Source organism: Allosphingosinicella deserti (assembly GCF_003012735.1).
In the GTDB taxonomy this organism is placed as follows: Bacteria; Pseudomonadota; Alphaproteobacteria; order Sphingomonadales; family Sphingomonadaceae; genus Allosphingosinicella; species Allosphingosinicella deserti.
The window spans coordinates 901277-922031 of the sequence record NZ_PXYI01000001.1 but is presented as its reverse complement, the minus strand read 5'-3'; the positions used below and the strand labels follow the sequence as shown (position 1 = coordinate 922031).

General features: G+C 66.9%; 18 protein-coding genes. 10 read left to right on the top strand and 8 right to left on the bottom strand.

Going from position 1 to position 20755, the window contains the following annotated elements:
• Nucleotides 1-770: 770 nt before the first annotated feature.
• On the top strand, nucleotides 771-1730 hold the full coding sequence (gene gshB, locus C7I55_RS04240) for a glutathione synthase (protein WP_106511587.1): 960 nt from the start codon (nucleotides 771-773) through the stop codon (nucleotides 1728-1730).
• Nucleotides 1727-2335: a DedA family protein gene (locus C7I55_RS04235; RefSeq protein WP_106511586.1), complete on the top strand. Its 609-nt coding sequence runs from the start codon at nucleotides 1727-1729 to the stop codon at nucleotides 2333-2335. Before gshB ends, C7I55_RS04235 begins: the two co-directional genes overlap by 4 nt.
• 39 nt (nucleotides 2336-2374) lie before the next feature.
• Here the strand turns inward: C7I55_RS04235 and C7I55_RS04230 are convergent, their stop codons facing one another.
• The 4 genes from C7I55_RS04230 to fsa all read right to left on the bottom strand — a co-directional run bounded on the left by C7I55_RS04230 (nucleotide 2375) and on the right by fsa (nucleotide 5823).
• Nucleotides 2375-3298, bottom strand: coding sequence for a tyrosine recombinase XerC (locus C7I55_RS04230; RefSeq protein ID WP_233222034.1), 924 nt, complete (start codon nucleotides 3296-3298; stop codon nucleotides 2375-2377).
• Nucleotides 3283-3843, bottom strand: a complete 561-nt coding sequence (locus C7I55_RS28700) for a DUF484 family protein (RefSeq protein WP_233222033.1) — start codon at nucleotides 3841-3843, stop codon at nucleotides 3283-3285. The genes C7I55_RS04230 and C7I55_RS28700 overlap by 16 nt, the downstream gene beginning before the upstream one ends.
• A gap of 74 nt (nucleotides 3844-3917) precedes the next feature.
• The gene (locus C7I55_RS04225; RefSeq protein WP_106511584.1) at nucleotides 3918-5153 is read right to left on the bottom strand and encodes an FtsX-like permease family protein; all 1236 of its coding nucleotides are present in this window, start codon (nucleotides 5151-5153) and stop codon (nucleotides 3918-3920) included.
• Between the two features lie 16 nt (nucleotides 5154-5169).
• Entirely contained in the window at nucleotides 5170-5823 is a 654-nt protein-coding gene (gene fsa, locus C7I55_RS04220) for a fructose-6-phosphate aldolase (RefSeq protein WP_106511583.1), read from the bottom strand.
• Nucleotides 5824-5917: 94 nt separating this feature from the next.
• Here fsa and C7I55_RS04215 point away from each other — a divergent pair, with 94 nt between their 5' ends.
• The 3 genes from C7I55_RS04215 to C7I55_RS04205 all read left to right on the top strand — a co-directional run bounded on the left by C7I55_RS04215 (nucleotide 5918) and on the right by C7I55_RS04205 (nucleotide 10466).
• Nucleotides 5918-7240, top strand: a complete 1323-nt coding sequence (locus tag C7I55_RS04215) for an MATE family efflux transporter (RefSeq protein WP_233222032.1) — start codon at nucleotides 5918-5920, stop codon at nucleotides 7238-7240.
• A 72-nt stretch (nucleotides 7241-7312) separates the two neighbouring features.
• On the top strand, nucleotides 7313-9382 hold the full coding sequence (locus C7I55_RS04210; protein WP_106511582.1) for an amidohydrolase family protein: 2070 nt from the start codon (nucleotides 7313-7315) through the stop codon (nucleotides 9380-9382).
• Nucleotides 9383-9734: 352 nt separating this feature from the next.
• Complete coding sequence (locus C7I55_RS04205; protein WP_106511581.1) at nucleotides 9735-10466, top strand: hypothetical protein; 732 nt, start codon at nucleotides 9735-9737, stop codon at nucleotides 10464-10466.
• A 44-nt stretch (nucleotides 10467-10510) separates the two neighbouring features.
• Here the strand turns inward: C7I55_RS04205 and C7I55_RS04200 are convergent, their stop codons facing one another.
• Both C7I55_RS04200 and C7I55_RS04195 read right to left on the bottom strand, forming a co-directional pair.
• Nucleotides 10511-11083: a LysR family substrate-binding domain-containing protein gene (locus C7I55_RS04200; protein WP_332888407.1), complete on the bottom strand. Its 573-nt coding sequence runs from the start codon at nucleotides 11081-11083 to the stop codon at nucleotides 10511-10513.
• A 9-nt stretch (nucleotides 11084-11092) separates the two neighbouring features.
• Nucleotides 11093-11392, bottom strand: coding sequence for a LysR family transcriptional regulator (locus C7I55_RS04195; protein ID WP_106511579.1), 300 nt, complete (start codon nucleotides 11390-11392; stop codon nucleotides 11093-11095).
• An 85-nt stretch (nucleotides 11393-11477) separates the two neighbouring features.
• Here C7I55_RS04195 and C7I55_RS04190 point away from each other — a divergent pair, with 85 nt between their 5' ends.
• Complete coding sequence (locus C7I55_RS04190) at nucleotides 11478-12437, top strand: nitrilase-related carbon-nitrogen hydrolase (protein WP_106511578.1); 960 nt, start codon at nucleotides 11478-11480, stop codon at nucleotides 12435-12437.
• Nucleotides 12438-12727: 290 nt separating this feature from the next.
• On the opposite strand, the gene C7I55_RS04185 is transcribed toward C7I55_RS04190, so the two are convergent.
• Nucleotides 12728-13411 (bottom strand): DUF4197 domain-containing protein, encoded by a 684-nt coding sequence (locus C7I55_RS04185; RefSeq protein ID WP_158266282.1) that lies wholly within the window; start codon nucleotides 13409-13411, stop codon nucleotides 12728-12730.
• A 121-nt stretch (nucleotides 13412-13532) separates the two neighbouring features.
• On the opposite strand from C7I55_RS04185, the gene C7I55_RS04180 reads away from it, so the two are divergent.
• Nucleotides 13533-15698, top strand: coding sequence for a primosomal protein N' (locus tag C7I55_RS04180; protein WP_106511576.1), 2166 nt, complete (start codon nucleotides 13533-13535; stop codon nucleotides 15696-15698).
• 48 nt (nucleotides 15699-15746) lie between these two features.
• Nucleotides 15747-17264 carry a S1 family peptidase gene (locus C7I55_RS04175; RefSeq protein WP_106511575.1) on the top strand — a complete coding sequence of 506 codons (1518 nt, stop codon included), beginning with the start codon at nucleotides 15747-15749 and terminating at the stop codon, nucleotides 17262-17264.
• Between the two features lie 12 nt (nucleotides 17265-17276).
• Here C7I55_RS04175 and ada read toward each other — a convergent pair whose 3' ends face one another.
• On the bottom strand, nucleotides 17277-18338 hold the full coding sequence (gene ada, locus C7I55_RS04170) for a bifunctional DNA-binding transcriptional regulator/O6-methylguanine-DNA methyltransferase Ada (protein WP_233222030.1): 1062 nt from the start codon (nucleotides 18336-18338) through the stop codon (nucleotides 17277-17279).
• Nucleotides 18339-18580: 242 nt separating this feature from the next.
• Between ada and C7I55_RS04165 the strand changes: the two genes are divergently transcribed.
• Nucleotides 18581-19135 (top strand): F0F1 ATP synthase subunit delta, encoded by a 555-nt coding sequence (locus C7I55_RS04165; protein ID WP_106511573.1) that lies wholly within the window; start codon nucleotides 18581-18583, stop codon nucleotides 19133-19135.
• A 32-nt stretch (nucleotides 19136-19167) separates the two neighbouring features.
• The gene (atpA, locus tag C7I55_RS04160) at nucleotides 19168-20697 is read left to right on the top strand and encodes a F0F1 ATP synthase subunit alpha (RefSeq protein WP_106511572.1); all 1530 of its coding nucleotides are present in this window, start codon (nucleotides 19168-19170) and stop codon (nucleotides 20695-20697) included.
• Nucleotides 20698-20755 lie beyond the last annotated feature (58 nt).

Sequence of the window (20755 nt, the reverse complement as noted above, 5' to 3'; positions counted from 1 at the left end):
ATCGCTGCCCCGTCGGTGAGAGGCCATATATGAGCGGCAAAACCGCCCGTCAATGGCTTTTTGAAAGTTTTTCGAAGCTTTCGTGACAGTCGAAACCACTACCCGCCAACCCGCGATCCCGAAGAGCAAGCTCCTCAGTACCGGCGCCAGCGCCGCTTCGAGAGACTTCCAACCCCAGCACCGCAAAGGCGCCGAAGCCTGCCGGACTTCCAAGGTTTCCCCAGGCCGTCCAGCCTCTCAATACTCGATTTTCAAAGAGTGGCCAACCAGGCGAAAACGCATCCGCGCCGCCCCGTCGACAAACCCCATATGGAAGACCCGAAAGCCTCCGTCAAGAGCCAGATTTCAGAAAATTCCGAGATCCGCCAGCAGGTTAGTGGAGCAAACCACCCCGTCCCTGCCGGTGACCGCCATTTGGCTCGCCGGCCGCGCATCGTCAAGCGTTCGGTTCCGCAACCCTTTCGAAAATTGGGGATAAGCCCGGGGATAAGCGCGTGGATGAGGCGCCGTTTTCACTCGCGAAACAGGTTTATCTCTCCGATCGCTCGCGCGGCGTTCCTTTCATCGTCTCACGCCAGTGGAGACCTCACATGCACCTCGAGCAACTCCACGAGAGGGCGTCGGCCGGATGGTGTCGGATGGCGCCGACTGACCTCCCCTCCTGTGAACATGCGCGCAGCGCGAATGTCCCCTGCGCACCTGCGTGCACCAACCCTGCAAGTGACAGCCGCCCATTGCTCCCTTAAGGGCGCGGGCGAAAGGGAGCGCGCATGACACTGACCGTCGCCGTCCAGATGGATCCGCTGGAGGGAATCAACATCGCAGGCGATTCGACTTTTGCCCTGATGCTCTCGGCGCAGGCACGCGGTCACCGGCTCTTTCATTATCTTGCAGGCGACCTCGCTTATCGTGACGGCCGCGTCTCGGCGAAAGCGCGTCCGATTCAGGTCCGTCCAATCTCTGGCGACCATTATGAGGCCGGCGCCTGGACCAGGCTCGATCTCGAGGGGGATGTCGACGTCGTGCTGATGCGACAGGATCCGCCGTTCGATCTCGCCTACATCACCGCGACCCATCTGCTCGAGCGTGTCCAGGCGCAGACCCTCGTCGCCAACGATCCGGTGTCCGTGCGCAACGCGCCCGAGAAACTGTTCGTGCTCGATTATGCGCGGTTCATGCCGCCGACGATGATCACCCGCGCGATCGACGACGTCCGCGCCTTCAACGCCGAGTATGGTGACATCGTCGTCAAGCCGCTCCACGGCAATGCCGGCTCCGCAGTGTTCAAGATCGGCCGCGACGGCACCAATCTCGGCGCGCTCGTGGAATTGTTCGGCCAGGTCTGGGCCGAACCGTTCATGGTTCAGCCCTTCCTCCCCGAGGTCGCACAGGGCGACAAACGAATCGTTTTGGTCGACGGCAAGGTCGCCGGCGCGATCAACCGTGTTCCCGGCGCCGGCGAGATCCGCTCGAACCTCGCGGCCGGCGGCACCGCCCATGCGGCCGACCTCACCCCGCGCGAACAGGAAATCTGCGACGCGCTCGGCCCGGAGCTCGCCCGCCGCGGGCTCCTGTTCGTTGGCATCGACGTGATCGGCGGCACCTACCTGACGGAGATCAACGTGACATCCCCAACCGGCATCGTCGCCATCGACCGCTTCAACGGCACCGACACCCCGGCCCTGATCTGGGACGCGATCGAGGCCAAGTCGAAGGCGGCAGCGCGATGAGCGATTGGGTCGTCACCCTCATCGACAAGACCGGCTATATCGGTGTCGCGTTCTTGATGTTCCTGGAGACGGTGTTCCCGCCGATACCTTCCGAAGTGATCATGCCGGTGGCGGGCGTCGCCGCGGCGCAAGGTTCGATGACCCTTCCCGGAGTCATCGCCAGCGGCACGGCGGGCGCCATGTTCGGCAATTTCTTCTGGTATCTCGTTGCTCGCGTCATCGGGCTTGATCGCTTTCGCCCGTTCATCGAGAAGCACGGCCGCTGGCTGACCCTCGACTGGTACGACATCGAGAAATCCGAGAAGCTCTTCGGGCGATTCGGCTCGGCGATCGTGGGCGTCGGTCGGCTGCTCCCGACGGTCCGCTCCGTCGTTTCCATTCCCGCCGGGCTGCTCAAGATGCGGCTTCGCAGCTTCCTGATCTGGTCGACGATCGGCACTGCAGGCTGGAGCTCGGCGCTCGCCGTTGCCGGCTATCTGCTCGGCAGGCAGTTCGACGACATCAACAAGGTGCTCGGTCCGCTGTCCTCGGCGATCATCGTCCTGATCGTGCTCGCGTATGTCTGGCGCCAGTTCACCTGGCGCAAGCGGCACCCCGACGCCTGAGGGCCGGCGTTCCCCCAGGGGACGCCACGGGAACCGGACTTATGCCCGCGGGTGGGCATTCCTGTAGACGTCGAGCAGATGCGCCATGTCGACGGCGGTGTAGATCTGCGTCGACGACAGGCTCGCATGCCCGAGCAGTTCCTGCAGCGAGCGCAGATCCGCACCGCGGCCGAGCAGATGGGTCGCGAAGCTGTGACGCAGCGCGTGCGGCGTCGTCCGATGCGAGAGGCCCAGCCGGACGCGGGCCCGGCGAACCACCCGGCGCACCATCTCGCCGTTGAGCGGCCCTCCCCGCGCACCCCGGAACAGGGGCTCGGATCGCGCGGCACCCCAGGGCGAGAGGTCCACGTAGGTCTCGATCGCCTGCCGCACCTGGGGCAATAATGGCACAACTCGCGTCTTCGCCCTTTTGCCGGTGACGCTCAGCGTCTCGCCGAGCGGCAGCGCCGCGCCGGTGAGCCCGAGCGCCTCGCCGACGCGAAGACCAGAGCCGTAAAGCAGCAGCAGGATCGCGAAATCACGGGCTGCGATCCATTCCGCGGTCGCATCTTCGCCCACCTCCTCGGCCAGCGCCACCGCCTCCTGCGGCGACACCGGCCGCGGCACGTTGCGGGGGATCTTCGGTCCCTTGAGACGCGGAATGCTGGTGTCGCCCCCCTGCCCGCCCGCGGCGAAGCCGAGTAAGTTCCGCACGGCCGAGAGTTCGCGGGCTGCCGAGGCATTGCCGAGACCGTCGCCACGACGCTTGGCCAGGAAGGCACGCAGATCCGCCGGCTGGAGGCGCCCGAGCGCCGCGCCGTCGACCGGGCCGCCGAGATGCTCGGCAAGGAAATCGATCAGCCGATGCGCCGTGGCGGCATAAGCGCGCACCGTGTGCGGCGATCGCCGGCGATCGCGGGCGAGATGATTCTGCCACTCCAGTGCGATCCCGCGCGCCGGGTGGTCGCTCAGGAGATCAGGCACCGGCCCATGCAGCGCGTCAGCACGCGGCCGAGGAAGAGCAGGAGCTCGGAGCCGTGGCGCGTCTCGAAGCCTTGCGCGGCGCGCTGGCCAAGCGCGAGCAGGCCACCGGGAAGTGGCGCCTCGCTGTCGAGCCGAACCAGGGCCTCGGCGCGAATCAGGTCGCAGGCCGGGCCAAAGATCGGATGGCCGCGCTCGACGCCGCGCAGGACGACGCCTTCCAGCCCCTCGACCGATCGCTCGATCACCCGCGGATCGACGAACTGAAGCCCCGAGGCATCGGCGCGCACGCCCTTGTCGCCGACGAACAAAGCGACTGCGACCGCGTCGAGACCGAGGATCTGGGGCCATTCCTGCGTAACGATGTGGATGAGATGATCGAAGCCTTCCGCCTCGATCGCAGCGATCACCGCCTCGTGTATCGAGGCGACGGCGCCGGAATGGCCGCGCGCGAAGGCGATCAGATCCTGATTCGCTTCCTCCGCCGCGGCAATGCGGGCGCGGAGATTCGCCACCGCCTTTTCCTCGAAGCTGATCACCATACCCATGACTCGGAGCCTAACCCGAAGACGGTTAATAAGCGATGCCCTGTTTGGTCCGCAGACCTGCAGGCTATCGCAAATCACCCATATTTCAGCACCCTGACCGGATCGGTGCCGGCCGCGCGCAGGGCGGGATACAGGGTTGCCGCGACGCTGAGCAGCAGCGCGGACAAGACGATCACCGCGATCTCAAGCGGATCCACGACCGCGGGAAGCTGAACCAGGAAATCCGATGCAGCCTCGGTCGAGGGCCGGGTCACCAGCTGGATGGCGATGCCGATGGGCCCGCGGAACTGCAGGAACAGAAGCCCGAGGCCGAGCCCGGTCAGCGTGCCCAGCGCACCGATTGCGCTGCCGATCGCGATGAAGATGCGCAGCATCGAGCCGCGGCTCGCGCCCATCGTGCGCATGATCGCGATGTCGCCGGTCTTGGCACGGACCAGCATCACCAGAGCGGAGAGGATGTTGAACACCGCGACGAGGATGATGATCGCAAGCACCACGAACATGCCGATCTTGTCGACCGCGAGCGCGGTAAACAATTCCGCGTTCAGATCCTTCCAGGTCTTGAGCGTCGCGCCCGGACCGGTGCGGGCGGCGAGCGGCGCGAGCACCAGGTCGGCCCGGCGCGGATCGGCGGTGGTGATCTGCAGCGACGTCACCGCTTCGCCGAGCCCGAGCAACGTCTGCGCCTCGCCGATCGGCATCAACACCGCCTGGGCATCGAAATCGGGCGCGCCGGTCTCGACGATCCCGGCCACCCGGTAGGAGACCGAGCGGACGTCGAGATCCTCGTCCTTTCCGGTGACGATCATCAGCTCGACGCTGGCGCCGACGGCAGTCGGCAATAGCGAGGCGAGGCCGCTCCCGACCACGATCTCGCCGCCCGCCGAATCGAGCTCGAGTCGCCCGGCGACGAGGCTGTTGCGCAGCGCCGGAGTCGCGATCTGACCGGCGGGGAGGCCGCGAAGGTGGGCCGGCGACACACGGCCGGCCGAGGAAGCCATCAGCCTCTGCTCGATGAGCGGCGTCGCGGCGGTCACGCCGGGTGTGGCACGCGCCTCCGCGGCGAGACGCTGCCAGTCGGCCAATTGTCCGCCCGTGCCGCGGATCACCGCATGACCGGTGGTCTCGACCACCTTGTCGAAGATGAACTGGTGATAGCCGTTCATCACGCTCGCGACGATCACGAGCGCGGCCACGCCAAGGGTGACGGCGATCAGGCTGATCGAGGCGACAAGCACGATGATCCGCTCGCCGCCCCTGGGCACGATGTAGCGCTTGATGACCAGCCGTTCGTGGGATGAAAGCAGCACGCGCGGCAGGGCCGGATCAGGCGATCGTCTGGCCGGTCTTCTGCCAATCCGACAGGAACGCCTCGAGGCCCTTGTCGGTCAGCGGGTGCTTGAACAGCTGGCGGATCACCGCCGGCGGCGCGGTCATCACGTCGGCGCCGATCATCGCCGATTGCAGCACGTGCACTGGATGGCGGATGCTGGCGACAAGGATCTGGGTGCCGAAATCGTAATTGTCGTAGATCGTCCGGATCTCGGAAATGATCTGCATGCCATCGAAGCCGATGTCGTCGTGCCGGCCGACGAAGGGCGAAATGAAGGTGGCGCCTGCCTTGGCAGCGAGCAGCGCCTGATTGGCGGTGAAGCAGAGGGTAACGTTGACCATCGTACCGTCCGAGGTCAGCGCCTTGCAGGTCTTGAGGCCGTCGAGGGTGAGCGGCACCTTCACGGTGATATTATCGGCAATCTTCCGCAAGATCTCGGCTTCGCGCATCATCTCGGCATGGTCGACGGCAACCACTTCGGCCGAGACCGGCCCCGGCACGATCTCGCAAATCTCCTTCACCACCTCCAGGAAGTTGCGGCCGGATTTGTTGATCAGTGACGGGTTGGTGGTGACTCCGTCGAGCAGGCCGGTTTCGGCAAGATCGCGGATCTCGTTGGTATCAGCGGTGTCGACGAAGAATTTCATTTGCGGCATGCCCTTTGGCGAGAAGAAGGATTCGCGCGCTCTTCTAGTCGGACAGGGCGGCCGGCGCGAGTCACGGCAGCAGGAAACGATCCGCATGAGCAACAGCGGGATGCACCGGGCGATCTGGGCCATTGCCCTGCCCTCGATGCTGACCAATGTCGCCACCGCCTTGTTCGGCATCGCCGATCTGTGGGTGATCGGCCGTCTCGGCGATGCCAATGCCCAGGCCGGGGTCGAGCTCGGCGCGAAGTTCATGATGGGCCTGCTTGTCGTGTTCAACTTCTTGCGCAGCGGCACCGTCGCGCTCACCGCGCAGGCCGCCGGCCGCGGCGATACGGAGTCACAGGGTGGCACCCTGGTCCGCGCATGCGGCGCTGCGCTCGCAATCGGTCTTGTACTGCTCGCGCTGATGCCGATCGCGATCCCCGCCGGGCTGGACCTGCTCCAGGCGAAAGGCGGGGTCGCCACGGCCGCCGGCGCCTATGTCGGCATCCGCTATTGGGGCGGGCTGCTTTGGCTGCTCAACGCGGTGCTCGTCGGATGGCTGATCGGCCGCAAGCGGGTGCGCCCGGTGCTGTGGATCGAAGTCGCGGCCAACATCGTCCATATCGCCCTCGACCTGCTGTTCGTCCTCGTGCTCGGCTGGGGCGTCGAGGGGGTGGCGACGGCGACCCTGATCTCGGAGGGCCTGAAGCTCGCGGCCGCCTGCGCCGTCGCCGCGCGCGAAGCGCCGGCGCGCCTGGCGCTGCGCCTGCTGCGGCACCGGACGACATGGGACGGCGCGGCGCTCGGGATCCTGTTCCGACTCAATCGGGACCTGTTCCTGCGGACGTTGCTGCTGACCGGTGCGATCCTCCTGCTGGTGCGCGCGGGCGCGCAACAGGGACCGGTGGTGCTCGCCGCCAACGGCATTCTCTATCAGTTGTTCATTCTCTCGGCGCTGATCCTCGATGGCTTCGAGAGTGCCGCCCAGGTGCTCTGCGGCGAGGCGGTCGGCGCTCGCGACCGGACCCGCTTCCAGCGGCTGGTGCGGACGACCATGATCTGGGGCATTGCTTTCGGGGCGCTGATCAGCCTCATATATGTCGCGGCCGGCGGGCCGTTCGCGGCAAGCTTCAGCACCGATCCGGCGGTGACTGCCGCCACTCTGCTGTATCTGCCCTGGGCGATGCTGCTGCCGCTGATCGGCATCCCCTCCTACGTCTTCGACGGTATCTATATCGGTGCGACCTGGACCCGCGCCCTCCTCGCGACGATGGCGTTCGCCTTCGCCGCCTACGCCCTGCTTCTCCTCGCCGCCGCCCCGTTCGGAAACCACGGGCTGTGGCTCGCCTTTTCCGTGTTCCTCGTCGCCCGCGCCGTCGGGCAGGGTGCCTTGCTCCCGCGCCTGGAGCGACGCGCCTTCGCAGGGCGTTGATGGAGTAAGAGCCGGTTGCCTTTGCTGCCCACACTTGTCACCCTGCCGATGCACACTCCGGGGAGATTTCCTATGCGCTCCATTCTCGTCGCCGCATTGATCGCGGCCGTGTCGCCGCTCGCCGTTCAAGCGCACGAGACGCAGGCGCCCGCTGCGGCCTCGGTTCCGGTCCCGAAGGAGCAATTGCTCAAGCCGCCCGCCGACGCCGTTCACTATGTCGTCGTCTCCGAGGCAGGGAAGCATGGCGATCAGTGGCGCTGGCGGCTGCCCGACGGGCGCACCGCCTATCGCTGGTCCCAGGAGCTTCGCGGCTGGATCACCGAGATGGATCAGGTGACGACATTTGCCGCCGACGGAACGGTCCAGGCGACGGTCGTGCGCGGCGTGACCATGACCGGCGACGCGGCGGAGGAGTTCCGGATCGAGAACGGCCGCGCGCGGTGGAAAACCGCAACCGACAGCGGCAGCGCGCCTGCGGGCGGCTGGTATATCCCGGCGGGCGGCATCTCGATCGCCGGCGCACCGATGATCGAGCAGCTCGCCCGCGCCGGTGAGGCCGGAATCGGCTTCCTGCCGAGCGGCAAGGGACGCATGAGCTTTGGGCAGACGCTGACCATACAAGGTGCCGCTGGCCCGAAGACGGTCCAGCTCGCATTCATCCGCGGCATTCTGCCCTCGCCCATCCCCGTCTGGCTGAACGCGGATCGAAGCTATTTTGGAGAGGTCAGCTTCATCTCGACGCTTCCGGCCGGCTATGAGGGGGCCCTCAAGCCGCTTCGCGACGCACAGGATGCCGCCACCGCATCCGAGGTGAAGGCGATTGCGCAGCGTTTCCTCGCTCCGGGCGCGCGCGCCCCCGTGCTGTTCAACAAGGTCCGGCTGTTCGACGCCGACAAGGGTGTCTTCATCGCGGACCGGGCGGTCTTGGCCAAAGACGGCAAGATCGCCGCTATCGGCCCGGCCGGATCGCTGAAAGCCCCCGCCGGAGCACGCGTCATCGACGGCAGCGGCAAGACCCTGGTTCCCGGCATCTGGGACAGCCACATGCATATCGGCGACGATTGGAGCGTCCTCTCGAACGTCGCCAACGGGATGACCAGCTTCCGCAGCCCGGGAACGACGTTCGACCGCGCCGTCGATGCCACCAAACGCCGGGCCAGCGGCGCGCTTCTGATGGGCGAGCCGTTCATCTCCGCGATCATCGACAAGAAGGATCCGCTGGCGGCGCAGGGCGCCGAGGTCGTCTCCAGCGAGGCCGAAGCGATCGCGGCGGTGCGGCGGATAAAGGCTGCCGGCCTGTGGGGCGTCAAATTCTACACCTCGATGAATCCCGCCTGGATCGCTCCGGCGGCGGCGGAGGCCCACCGGCTCGGGCTGCACGTCCATGGCCACGTCCCAGCGACGATGAAACCCAGCGAAGCCGTTGCCGCCGGCTATGACGAACTCACCCATTTGAACTTCGTCGTGATGGAAGCGATGCCCAAGGAGGTCGTCGACAAGGCCAATACGCGGCAGCGGATGGAAGGGCCGGCGCGCCTGTTCAAGGATGTCGATCTCGACGGCCCGCTGATGACCGGCTTCATCGCCGATCTTGCCCGCCGCAAGACGATCGTCGACCCGACCATCGTCATCTTCGAAGGCTTTCTGACCCAGGATGGCGGCACCCCCCACCCGGCTTATGCCCCCTATATGGGGATCATCTCGCCGGTCATCGAACGCTCCGTCTTCACCAGCGGCGGCTACCCGCTGGTCGATGGCTATACCCGCGACGATTACCGCAAGAGCTATGCGAAGATGGTCGGGCTGGTCGGCAAGTTGCACAAGGCCGGCGTGCCGATCGTCGCCGGCACCGACGGCTGGGGGGTCGAACTGATCCGCGAACTGGAAATCTATCAGCAGGCCGGCTTCACGCCCGCCGAAGCGCTCCAGAGCGCCACCATCCTCCCGGCCAGGGTGGTCGGGGCCGACAAGCGCACCGGCTCGATCGCCGTGGGCAAGGAGGCGGACATGGTGCTGGTCGACGGTGATCCCTCGCGGGAGCTGGGCGCACTTCGCCGCGTCGTCACCGTGGTGAGCGACGGTTACGTGATGGACGGCGATGCGCTTCGAACGGCCGCCGGTTATAGCGGCCGACCCAAGTGACGTCACCGACTGCCGTTCGCTCCGCATCACACGATGGCGCGGCCTCGGTCGGGCGGCGATTGATGTAGATTGTGGAGGCCCGGTCCGGTCGTGTCGGCTGCGTCGCGAACGCGGCGCGCCAAGGCGGAGCCCGACGTTCTGCCTCCTCTGAAGCTGAGGCGTGCAGGAGCACCATTTCACGGGTGTTTCACGCCTGCGCACCGGACGGCTTGCGACCGCTTATCCAGCAGACGCCTTGCCGCTGCCGGGTCCGATAACCCTGCCTGTTCGTATCCATGGAACAGCGGAACGGCCAGGACGCAAGATCCTGGACGGCTCGAGCGGACCTCTCCAGTCATCCGCAAGGATCCCGATGAAACGTCCGGATATCTCTACCAGAGTTGCAAGAGCGAAGATCGTCGCCCTGCCCGCGCTCTTGATCTCGCTGTCGAATGCTGTTTGTGCTCAGGAGAAGGGTGCCGGCGCAATCGACGACTTCGAGCAAGCGCTCGCCGCCGAGGCTGCGCCCGCGGCACGATCGGAAAACGCGTCCGCGGCATTGCCCGAGCCAGCCGCCGCCCCTCTGCCCGACCGATCCCCGCCGCCGTCCGGCGGCATCGCACGGCAACTCCATCCACTCGCCGGCCTTGCGCCCGTGACCCCGCAGCAGGTGGCGGATGCGATCGTCACTTGCGCCGCCCTGGTTCACGGCCATATCATTGCTCCCGCCGCACTGCATCAGCGCGGATGGGAAAGCGTCGCGGGTACGGCGCCGGACGGTGCCCCCGATGCACAATATTTTGCCCGGCCCTCGGGCGATCTCCAGATCGTCGTTCCAAGATCCGGGGACAGCGCCAGGACCTGCAGCACGTACGGCATCGTCGGCAGCGCCGCCAACAAGGCAAAGCTGGAGCAATTGCTGGTGGCGCGGTTCGGTCCCTCGCTCAAGCCGGCGACGCCCTTCCTGTCCCGCCAGTCGGTGAGCTGGAATACGGACGATGCGGAGATCATGGTCGATGTGAGCCCATTGATGCGCGGCGGCATCTACCGAGCGTCCGTCATCGTACTGCCGAAGAGCATGAGCCGCAGCTTGAAGGGTCGCTGAGAACGGATATTCTCGGCCTGACCTTCGGTCGGGCAGAATACCAGTCAAGTTTCCGCCTCCTCGGCCGCGCGAAGGATTCGGACCAGCCCGGCGAGCGCGCCGAAATTGCGGCTCGACTTCCACACCGCCCCCACCGTCCACCGCGCCGCTTCGCCCGCAATCGGTGTCAGCGTCAGGCGGCCCGGAAGCAATGCCGATGAACTCGCCGGCACGATCGCGCAGCCCAGGCCGGCCGCGACCAACGCCAGCACGGTCTGGATATCGTCGGCTTCCTGGACGATCTTGGGATGGAAATCCGATGCCCGGCACCAGTCGCGGATCTGGGCCGAGAGCCCCGGTCCACGTCCGTCACGAAGCGCCACGAAGTCGTGATCCGCAAGCGCCTGGACCGGGTCGCCGCCGGCCCGGATTTCGATTCGCGCAGGACTGGCAATGGCAAGCTGGTCGCTGGCCAGCGGCAATGCCTCGAACTCCGCGGGCACGGGCAATCGTACGAAGCCGAGATCGAGCGCATCGCGGCGCAGCAGCTCGACCTGCTCGTGCGAGGAGAAATCGTTCATCGTTACGCCGACATTCGGATGATCGGCGCGGAAGCGTGCGATCAGGCGCGGCGCGATCGAGATCGTCTACAGGCCGAAGCCGATGGCGAGGCTGCCAATCTCTCCCGCAGCAGCCCGCCGCGCATCGTCCACCAAGGCATCGATATCGCTGAGGATGCGCCTGGCTTGCGGAAGCAGCAGCCGACCGAGCGGCGTCACCCCGGCAGGCTGCCGTTGCCGATCGAACAGGGCGCCGCCAAGCTCCGCTTCGAGGGCATGGATGCGCTTGGTCAATCCTGGTTGGGTGATGTTGAGGCGGTGTGCCGCACGGGCGAAATGGCCGTGTTCGGCGAGCGCTACGAAGGCGCGCAGGCGTTCCGTGTCCATTCCTCCTGGTTATCAAGGACGACCGATATTTTCATTGGAGTTTTGGCAGGTCGGAGTGGCACAGACTTGCAAAAGGAGCATCGATATGTCGCGAACCATCAGAAGCGCCACCGTCCAGTTCCAGCATCGCGCCGGAGACAAGGCATTCAACCTGTCCCGCATCGAGGATTTCGCCGTCCGGGCAGCCGCCGCGGGCGCGCAGCTCGCCTGCATGCCGGAGATGTGCATCAGCGGCTATTGGCACGTGCCCGGCCTCGATCGCCGGGCGCTCTACGCCCTTGCCGAGCCGGTTGGCGGACCGAGCATCACCTCCGTGTCGGCGCTCGCACAGCGACTCGGCATCGCCATCGGCGCCGGCTGGCTGGAGATTGGCGACGACGGCCGGCTCTACAATGCGTGGCGCCTGTGCATGCCCGATGGCAGCGGCCACACCCATCGCAAGCTTCACGCCTTCGAGCATCCGCTGATTTCGTCCGGAGAGCGCTACACAATCTTCGACACGCCTTGGGGCGTGCGGATGGGCATCCTGATCTGCTGGGATAACAATCTCGTCGAGAATGCCCGTGCCTGCGGTCTGGAGGGCGTCGAAGTCCTGCTTGCCCCCCACCAGACCGGCGGCACCAACTCGCTCAGCCCGAGAGGCATGAAGCCGATCCCGCTCGAATTGTGGGAGCGAAGGGAGACGGAGCCGGAAGCATTGAAGCGCGCCTTCGCTGGCCCCAGCGGCCGCGGCTGGCTGATGCGCTGGCTGCCGGCGCGTGCACACGACAATGGCTATTTCGTCGTCTTCAGCAACGGCGTCGGCCGGGACATGGACGAGGTCAGGACCGGACACGCCATGATCCTCGATCCCTATGGGGATGTGGTGGAGGAATCCGATGCGATCGGGGACGACATGGTCGTCGCCGATCTCGATCTCGATCTCGTCCCGACAAGCAGCGGTCGCCGCTGGATGCGCGGCCGGCGGCCGGATCTTTATGGCGCGCTGGCGAGGAGCAATGGCGCGGAATTGTCCGCCCGGGCGACACGCTTCGGATCCGACTGAGGCGGGGCAGGCGCGAACGACCGAGCTCGGGCTTGCCGAGGTTACAGTGAACCTTGTTCAGCCGGGGCCGATCGATGCCGACATGAACCCTGCCGATGGCGAGCATTCCGACATGGTGCGAGCCTGACTGCGCTCGGTCGCTACGGCACTCCGGACGACGTTCCCGGCGCCGTCGCCTTCCTCGCCGGCCCGGCAGCCAGGTTGGCCATCAGATCGGTGCTCACCGTGGATGCCGGCCTCAACGCCTGAGCGCCTCGCCGGCAAGCGTCTGGCGCATGTCGCCGGCAATCCTATCGCAGCAGCCCGAACACCCCTGTCAGCACCGGATCGCCGGCCGAACTGGGGTTGGCGCGGATCGCCGCTTCCTCGCGGCCGATCGCCCGGTAGATCCCAGCCGCCGCTTTCCGCGAGACGTCCGTCTGCAGACCGGCGAAATCAATGCCGGTCGCCACCCGAAGAACGCGGTTGACGATCCCGCTGTCGGCAATCCGCAGCGCCTGCCCCACCTCCGGAAACATCGCGTCGACGATCGCGTCGCCCATGGCTCGCTCGAGCAGGTCGGTCGCGGCGGTGGGACCTCCGCGCACGATCGACACGGCGTCGGCGATGCTCATGGTGCGGATCGACTGATAGACGATCGGCGCGGCCGCATCGGCTGCTTCGGAGGCGGCGTCGTTGACAAGACGCAGCAGGCGATCCTGCACCGCCGACGTGCCGAGCGCGAGCGCCAGCGCGCTGGTGACCCGGCTGCCGCCGAACTCGGCCGGCAGCTGCACCCGCGCGACCTCGTCGCGGAAGAATCCTTCACCGGTGAGCAATTGCGCAAATGCACGCTGCGAAGACAGGGTGAGCAGGCGCCGGATGGCGTCCTCGAATCCGAAGGCCGGCAGCCCGCCGGCGCAACCGGCGAGCGCGACGAACGGAAGCGACAGCCCTGCCGAGAGCAGGCGCCGTCGGGAAAGCAACTGGTCCATGGGCGATACTCCGTTGGAACGCAGGGCTAACGACTCGCCATGCGCCCGCGTTGCATCCCGCACGCAGCGGCACCGCGCGCCTCTTTCCCAAAGGCCTGCAATGGCCATATGGCGGGAGCCGATGAGCCGCGTCCGTGTCCTTCTCCTCAACCAGGCCCTGGGGCCGCTCGACTACCGTGTGCCCTACGGCATGGAGGTGGAGCCGGGCTCGATCGTGCTCGCGCCGCTCGGTCCGCGGCAGTTGACCGGCGTCGTCTGGGAGGCCGACCGGCTGGCGGCGGAGAGCGTCGGCGACAATCGCCTGCGTCCACTGGTCCAGGCCTACGATCTGCCGCCTCTCGCGGCACCGCTGCGCCGCCTGATCGAGTGGACCGCGGATTATTATCTGGCGCCGACCGCGGCGGTGCTGCGCATGGCGCTCGCTTCCGCCTCGGCGCTGGAAGGCGGGCGCACCGTCACCGAATATCGCGCCACCGGCCTCGTCCCCGAACGATTGACGCCGCAGCGCGAGCAGGCGCTGGAACGGATCGGCGAGCGCCAGGGCCTGTGCCGCGAGCTCGCCATGGCCGCCGACGTCTCAGACGCGGTGATCCGCGGTTTGATCAAGACGGGCGCGATCGAGGCGGTGGAAGTCTCGGTCGACGATCCCTTCCCCACTCCCGATCCCGATCATGCGCCGCCGGCGCTCGAGGCCGTCCAGCGCGAGGCCGCCGACATCTTCGTGGAGGCGGTCCGAACGCCGGATTTCGCGCCCTTCGTACTCCACGGCGTCACCGGATCGGGCAAGACCGAGGTCTATTTCGAAGCAATCGCCGAGGCGCTCCGCCGCGGTCGCCAGACCCTGGTGCTGCTTCCTGAGATCGCCTTGACCGAACCTTTCCTCAAGCGCTTCGCCGCGCGCTTCGGCCATGAGCCCGTCGCCTGGCATTCGGGGCTGCGCCAGTCGCAGCGCCGCCGTGCCTGGCGCGCGATCTCCACCGGCGACGCCAAGGTCGTTGTCGGCGCGCGCTCGTCGCTGTTCCTGCCTTATCGCGACCTTGGCCTGATCGTTGTCGACGAGGCGCACGAAACCAGCTTCAAGCAGGAAGACGGCGTCCAATATCATGCCCGCGACGTCGCGGTGATGCGCGCCAAGCTCGAACGGATCCCGGTCGTGCTCGCCTCGGCGACACCGGCGATCGAAACCCGGCAGATGGCGGAGATCGGGGTTTACAAGGAAGTGCGGCTGCCCGGCCGCTACGGTGCCGCCGAGCTTCCGGACATCGAGGCGATCGATCTTATCGCCGAGCCGCCGCCGCGCGGGCGCTGGATCGCCCCGCGCCTGGTCACCGAGATCAAGGAGACGCTGGAGCGCGGCGAGCAGGCCCTGCTGTTCCTGAACCGTCGCGGCTACGCGCCGCTGACCCTCTGCCGTCATTGCGGGCATCGCTTCCAATGCCCCAATTGCACCGCCTGGATGGTCGAGCATCGCCTCGTCTCGCGGCTTGCGTGCCACCATTGCGGCCATGTCATGCCGCCGCCCGAATTCTGCCCGGAATGCAAGGAGCCGGACAGCCTCGTGCCGGTCGGGCCGGGCGTCGAGCGGATCGCGGATGAGGTCAAGGCACTGTTCCCCGAGGCGCGCACCGCGATCGTCACCTCGGACACGATCTGGTCGCCGGCCAAGGCGGCGGAATTCGTCGCGCGGATGGAAGCCGGTGCGATCGACATCGTCGTCGGCACCCAGCTCGTTACCAAGGGCTATCATTTCCCCAATCTCACGCTCGTCGGCGTGATCGATGCCGATCTCGGCCTGTCCGGCGGTGACTTGCGCGCCGCCGAGCGCAGCTTCCAGCAGATCGCCCAGGTGGCGGGCCGCGCCGGCCGCGGCGAGAAGCCTGGCCGCGTCCTCGTCCAGACCCACGAGCCCGGCGCGCCGGTGATCAGCGCTCTGGTCAGCGGCGACGAGGAAAGCTTCTACGCGGCCGAGACGGAGGCCCGACGCGAGGCGGCGATGCCGCCCTTCGGCCGGCTGGCGGGGATCATCGTCTCGTCGGAGGATCTCGCCGAAGCAACCGAGACCGCGCGACTGATCGGCCGGACCGCGCCAAACGTCGAGAACATGGCGGTGTTCGGTCCCGCTCCCGCGCCGTTGGCGATGTTGCGCGGCCGCCACCGGCAGCGCCTGCTCGTCCACGCCGCCCGCAGCCTCGACGTCCAGGACGTTATCCGCGACTGGCTTGGCAAGCTCGAATGGCCGCGCGGCGTGCGTGTCGCCGTCGACGTCGATCCTTACAGCTTCCTCTGAGGGCTCGATCTGGCTTAAGGGAGCCAGTCCAACGACCCCGGGAACGCCATGGCTCGAATCCTGCTCTTCTTCGCCGCGCAGCTGGCGCTCGTGTTCGGTGCCGCATCCCCTGCGCGCGCCGACGACATCTCGGCGTCCGCGCGGAGCGTCGTCCGGGTCGTCGTAATCGCCGTCGACGGCGAGGAAGTGGTCGGGTTCGGCCATGGCAGCGGCTTCGCGGTGTCGGGCAACCGGGTCGTCACCAACGCCCATGTCGTCGCCCTCGCCGCGGAGAATCCGGAGAATGTCGCGGTCGGCGTGGTCCCCTCGGAAGGTAGCAAGTCCTACGGCGCGCGCCTCGTTGCCTATGATGCGGCGCACGATCTCGCCCTGCTCGAGCTGACCGAAGGCAGCCTTCCGCCGGCGGCGCTTTACATGGGGCCCTTCGCCGAGGGCGGCAACGTCGTCGCGCTCGGCTATCCCGGCAATGTCGATCTTGCCACCGCCCAATCGGCCAATGATTATATCACGCCGCAGGCGCCGACGCGCTCGGCCGGAAATTACTCGAACGATCGCCAGGTCGACGGCATCCGCGCGCTGCTCCACACCGCCAACATTGCCCGCGGCAACAGCGGTGGGCCGCTGCTCGACACGTGCGGCCGCATCGTCGGGGTCAACACCTTCATCACCCGCGGCGAGGAGGGTGACGCGCCGTTCGGCTTCGCGATCGCCAACAGCGAGGTCGCGACCTTCCTGCGCGGCGCCAAGCAGCCTTTCTCCGCAGTCACCAGCCCCTGCGTCAGCATGGAGGACCGGCTGAACGCCGAACGCAGCCGCGAAGAGCAGGAGAAGGCGCGCGCCGAAGCAATCGAGACGCGGGCCCGCGACAAGGCCGAGCAGGCCGCTCTCGCCAAGGCGCAGGCCGAAAACGAGGATTTGCGGGAAAACCGTCTCGCGTTCGCGATCGTACTCGGCGTGCTCAGCCTCGCGGCCTTCGGCGGCGCCGGGCTGATGGCGTATAAGGACCGGATGCGGCCCGCGATGCTGTTCGTCGGCGGCGGGGCGCTGCTGCTCGTCGGCGCGACCTTCGCCTTCCTCTCGCGGCCAGCGCGCGACGATCTCCACATTCGGCCCGATGCCGCGATCGAGACCAGCGATGCCAAGGCCGGCATTTCGGAAGCGACGGGCAAGAGCGTCTGCAAGCTGGTCGAGAACCGAAGCCGGGTCACGGTCTCCTCGACCGACGACGTTGCGCTCGACTGGGCACCCGGTGGCTGCATGAACGGCCGCACCCAATATGCCCGGGCCGGTAATGTCTGGCGCCGGATCCTGGTCCCGAACGGCGAAGCGACCGTCTCCGTGCTCGAATATACGCCTTCACGCAGCGAATATGTCGTGACTCGCTACCTGATGAGCCAGGAAGCAATGGCCGAGGTGCGCCGCCTGCGCGAGGGGATCAACATCAAGGCCTGCTCCGCCGACGAGGAATCGCGGGCGATCCTCGGCGACCGTCAGGACACGATCCGGTCAAGCCTGCCCCAACTCCCCAACGAGCGTCTCGTCTACCAGTGCGGGCCGGCCGACTGAACCGGACGCGGCTCAGGCGCTGCGCTCCTTTTCGAGCAGGCTAGCCTTGCGCTCCAGCCCCCAGGCATAGCCGCCGGGTGAGCCGTCGCCGCGCTGGGCACGGTGGCAGGGTATCAGGATCGCGACCTTGTTCGATCCGCAGGCCGTGCCGGCAGCCCGCGCGGCGCCAGGCTTGCCGGCGCGGGCGGCGAGCGCCGCATAGCTCAGACTCTCGCCTGGAGGGATCCGGGAGAGCTCGCGCCACACCGCTTCCTGGAACGCCGTACCGCGTACGTCGAGCGGCAGATCGTGCGGCCGCGCCGGGGCTTCGACGGCAGCGACGGTGCGCTCGACGAGTCCCGCCATCGCGTCGCCGCCCTCCTCGATCGTCGCATGCGGGAATCGCGCGCGAAGATCGGCCTCCTCCTGATCGAAGGTGAGGCTGCAGATGCCCTTCGCCGTTGCCGCCACCATCATTATGCCGAGCGACGTCTCCGCCTTTGCCCAGCGGATGGTCTCCCCGCGGCCGCCGTCGCGCCAGGCGGACGGGGTCATGCCCAGCCGATCCTTGGCTTCCGCATAGAATCGCCCGGGCCCGGAATAGCCGGCATCATACATCGCCTCGGTAATGCTTGCGCCGTCTGCCAGTGCTTCGGTCATCGTCCTTGCTCTCCTGCCGCGTGCGTAGGCGGCCGGCGTCACCCCGGTCGCGCGTTTGAACAATCGGTGGAAATGGAACGGGGAATAGCCCGCAGCGTCCGCCAGCGCCTCCAGCGACGGCGGCGTCTCTGCCGTCTCGATCAACCGCAGTGCCTTCCGCAGCGCCGCCGCTTCCCGACTGACGTCGTCCGGGCGGCAGCGCAGGCACGCGCGCAGGCCGCTTGCGGCCGCTTCGGCGCCGCTAGCGAAGAAGCGAACATTCTCGCGCTTGGGGTGACGCGCCGCGCAGGACGGCCGGCAATAGATACCGGTGGTCAGCACCCCGGTGACGAAGCGTCCATCGGCCGCCTTGTCGCGGGCGATCACCGCCGCCCACGCAGTGTCGGAGTCTACGGCCACCGTGTCGGCATCCAGCGGTGCCTTTCTGATTTCCATCTGTTCCATGATCCCGATATACGTCCGTCGAGCGGGCGCCACACCCCGGCCCTTGCTTTCAAAGCCAAGCCTTTAGAAGCCGTTCGGCGCCTTGCATCCCAGAAACGCCCCTGCTAGGGCGCGCGCAACCCGTCGGGGCTTGGTTCGCAAGCCCCCTTTTTGCATGGGCTTTATGAGGCTGCACCCTCCGCCGGGGGGAGCGTAGAGGCTTCATAGTTTCGATTCTGGAGGGTGGAGCGCGCGTGGAGAATTCCGGCGGCATTCAGGCAAGTCTCGCGGGGCGTTATGCGACCGCATTGTTCGAACTGGCCCGTGACGAACGGCAGCTCGAAGCGGTCGGCACGAGCCTCAACGCCGTGCGCGATGCGCTTCGCGATTCGTCAGATCTGCAGGCGCTGACCACCAGCCCTCTGATCGGCCGCGACGATACGGTGAAGGCGATCCGCGCGACCGCCGCGTCGATGGGCCTCGATCCGATCACGTCGAATTTCCTCGGCGTACTGGCGCAGAACCGGCGCCTGGGGCAGCTCGGCGACGTCATCCGCGCGTTCAACCTTCTCGCCGCCCGTCACCGCGGCGAGACCACGGCGGAGGTCAAGTCGGCACATCCGCTGAACGACGATCAGATCGCTGCGCTGAAGAGCAATCTCAAGACCCGGCTGGGCCGCGACGTCAATGTCGATCTCACCGTGGATCCCGCCATTCTCGGCGGCCTCGTCGTCAAGGTCGGATCACAGATGATCGACGATTCCATCCGCACAAAACTCAACACCCTCGCCCACGCAATGAAGGGCTGAAAGCCCGCAACGGCTTCGATGAAAGGCTGATAATGGACATCCGCGCCGCTGAAATTTCCAAGGTCATCCGCGACCAGATCGCCAGCTTCGGCACCGAGGCCGAAGTTTCCGAAGTCGGCACCGTGCTGTCGGTCGGCGACGGCATCGCCCGCGTCTACGGCCTCGACAACGTCCAGGCCGGCGAAATGGTCGAGTTCGCCAACGGCATCAAGGGCATGGCGTTGAACCTCGAAGCCGATAATGTCGGCGTCGTGATCTTCGGCTCCGACTCCGAAATCCGTGAGGGCGACACCGTCCGCCGCACCGGCACCATCGTCGACGTTCCGGTCGGCAAGGGTCTGCTCGGCCGCGTCGTGGACGGTCTCGGCAACCCGATCGACGGCAAGGGCCCGATCGATTCGGTCGAACGCCGCCGCGTCGAAGTGAAGGCGCCGGGCATCATCCCGCGCAAGTCGGTGCACGAGCCGGTCCAGACCGGCCTCAAGGCGCTCGACGCACTGGTTCCGGTCGGCCGCGGCCAGCGCGAACTGATCATCGGCGATCGCCAGACCGGCAAGTCAGCCGTCGCGCTCGACACATTCATCAACCAGCGCGCCGCCAACCAGGGCGATGACGAGAGCCAGAAGCTCTACTGCATCTACGTCGCGATCGGCCAGAAGCGCTCGACCGTCGCCCAGATCGTTCGCGCGCTCGAAGAGAATGGCGCGATGGAATATTCCATCGTCGTCGCGGCCACCGCGTCCGAGCCGGCGCCGCTTCAGTTCCTCGCGCCCTATACCGGCTGCACGATGGGCGAGTATTTCCGCGACAACGGCATGCACGCCGTGATCGTCTATGACGATCTGTCCAAACAGGCGGTCGCCTACCGTCAGATGTCGCTGCTGCTGCGCCGCCCGCCGGGCCGCGAAGCCTATCCGGGCGACGTCTTCTATCTCCACTCGCGCCTGCTCGAGCGCGCCGCGAAGATGAACGAGGCCAATGGCTCGGGCTCGCTGACCGCGCTTCCGATCATCGAGACCCAGGCAGGCGACGTGTCGGCCTACATTCCGACCAACGTGATCTCGATCACCGACGGCCAGATCTTCCTCGAGACCGAACTCTTCTACCAGGGCATCCGTCCGGCCATCAACGTCGGCCTCTCGGTCAGCCGCGTCGGCTCCGCCGCGCAGACCAAGGCGATGAAGAAGGTCGCCGGCTCGATCAAGCTCGAGCTCGCCCAATATCGCGAGATGGCGGCCTTCGCCCAGTTCGGCTCGGATCTCGACGCCTCGACCCAGCGCCTGCTCAACCGCGGCGCGCGCCTGACCGAGCTGCTCAAGCAGCCGCAGTTCAAGCCGATGCCGGTCGAAGAGCAGGTCGTCTCGATCTTCGCTGGCGTCAACGGCTTCATCGACACGGTGCCGGTCAACGCCGTCACCCGGTTCGAAAGCGCCCTGCTCGCCTTCTTCCGCTCCGAGCATCCCGAAGTGCTCGGCAAGATCCGTGACACCAAGGCGCTCGACGACGAGACCACCGGCCAGCTCAAGACGCTGATCGGCGATTTCGCCAAGACCTTCGCCTGAACCATGGGATCGTCGTCCCAGCGAAAGCTGGGACCTCCTCGTGGGTTAGCACTGAGAT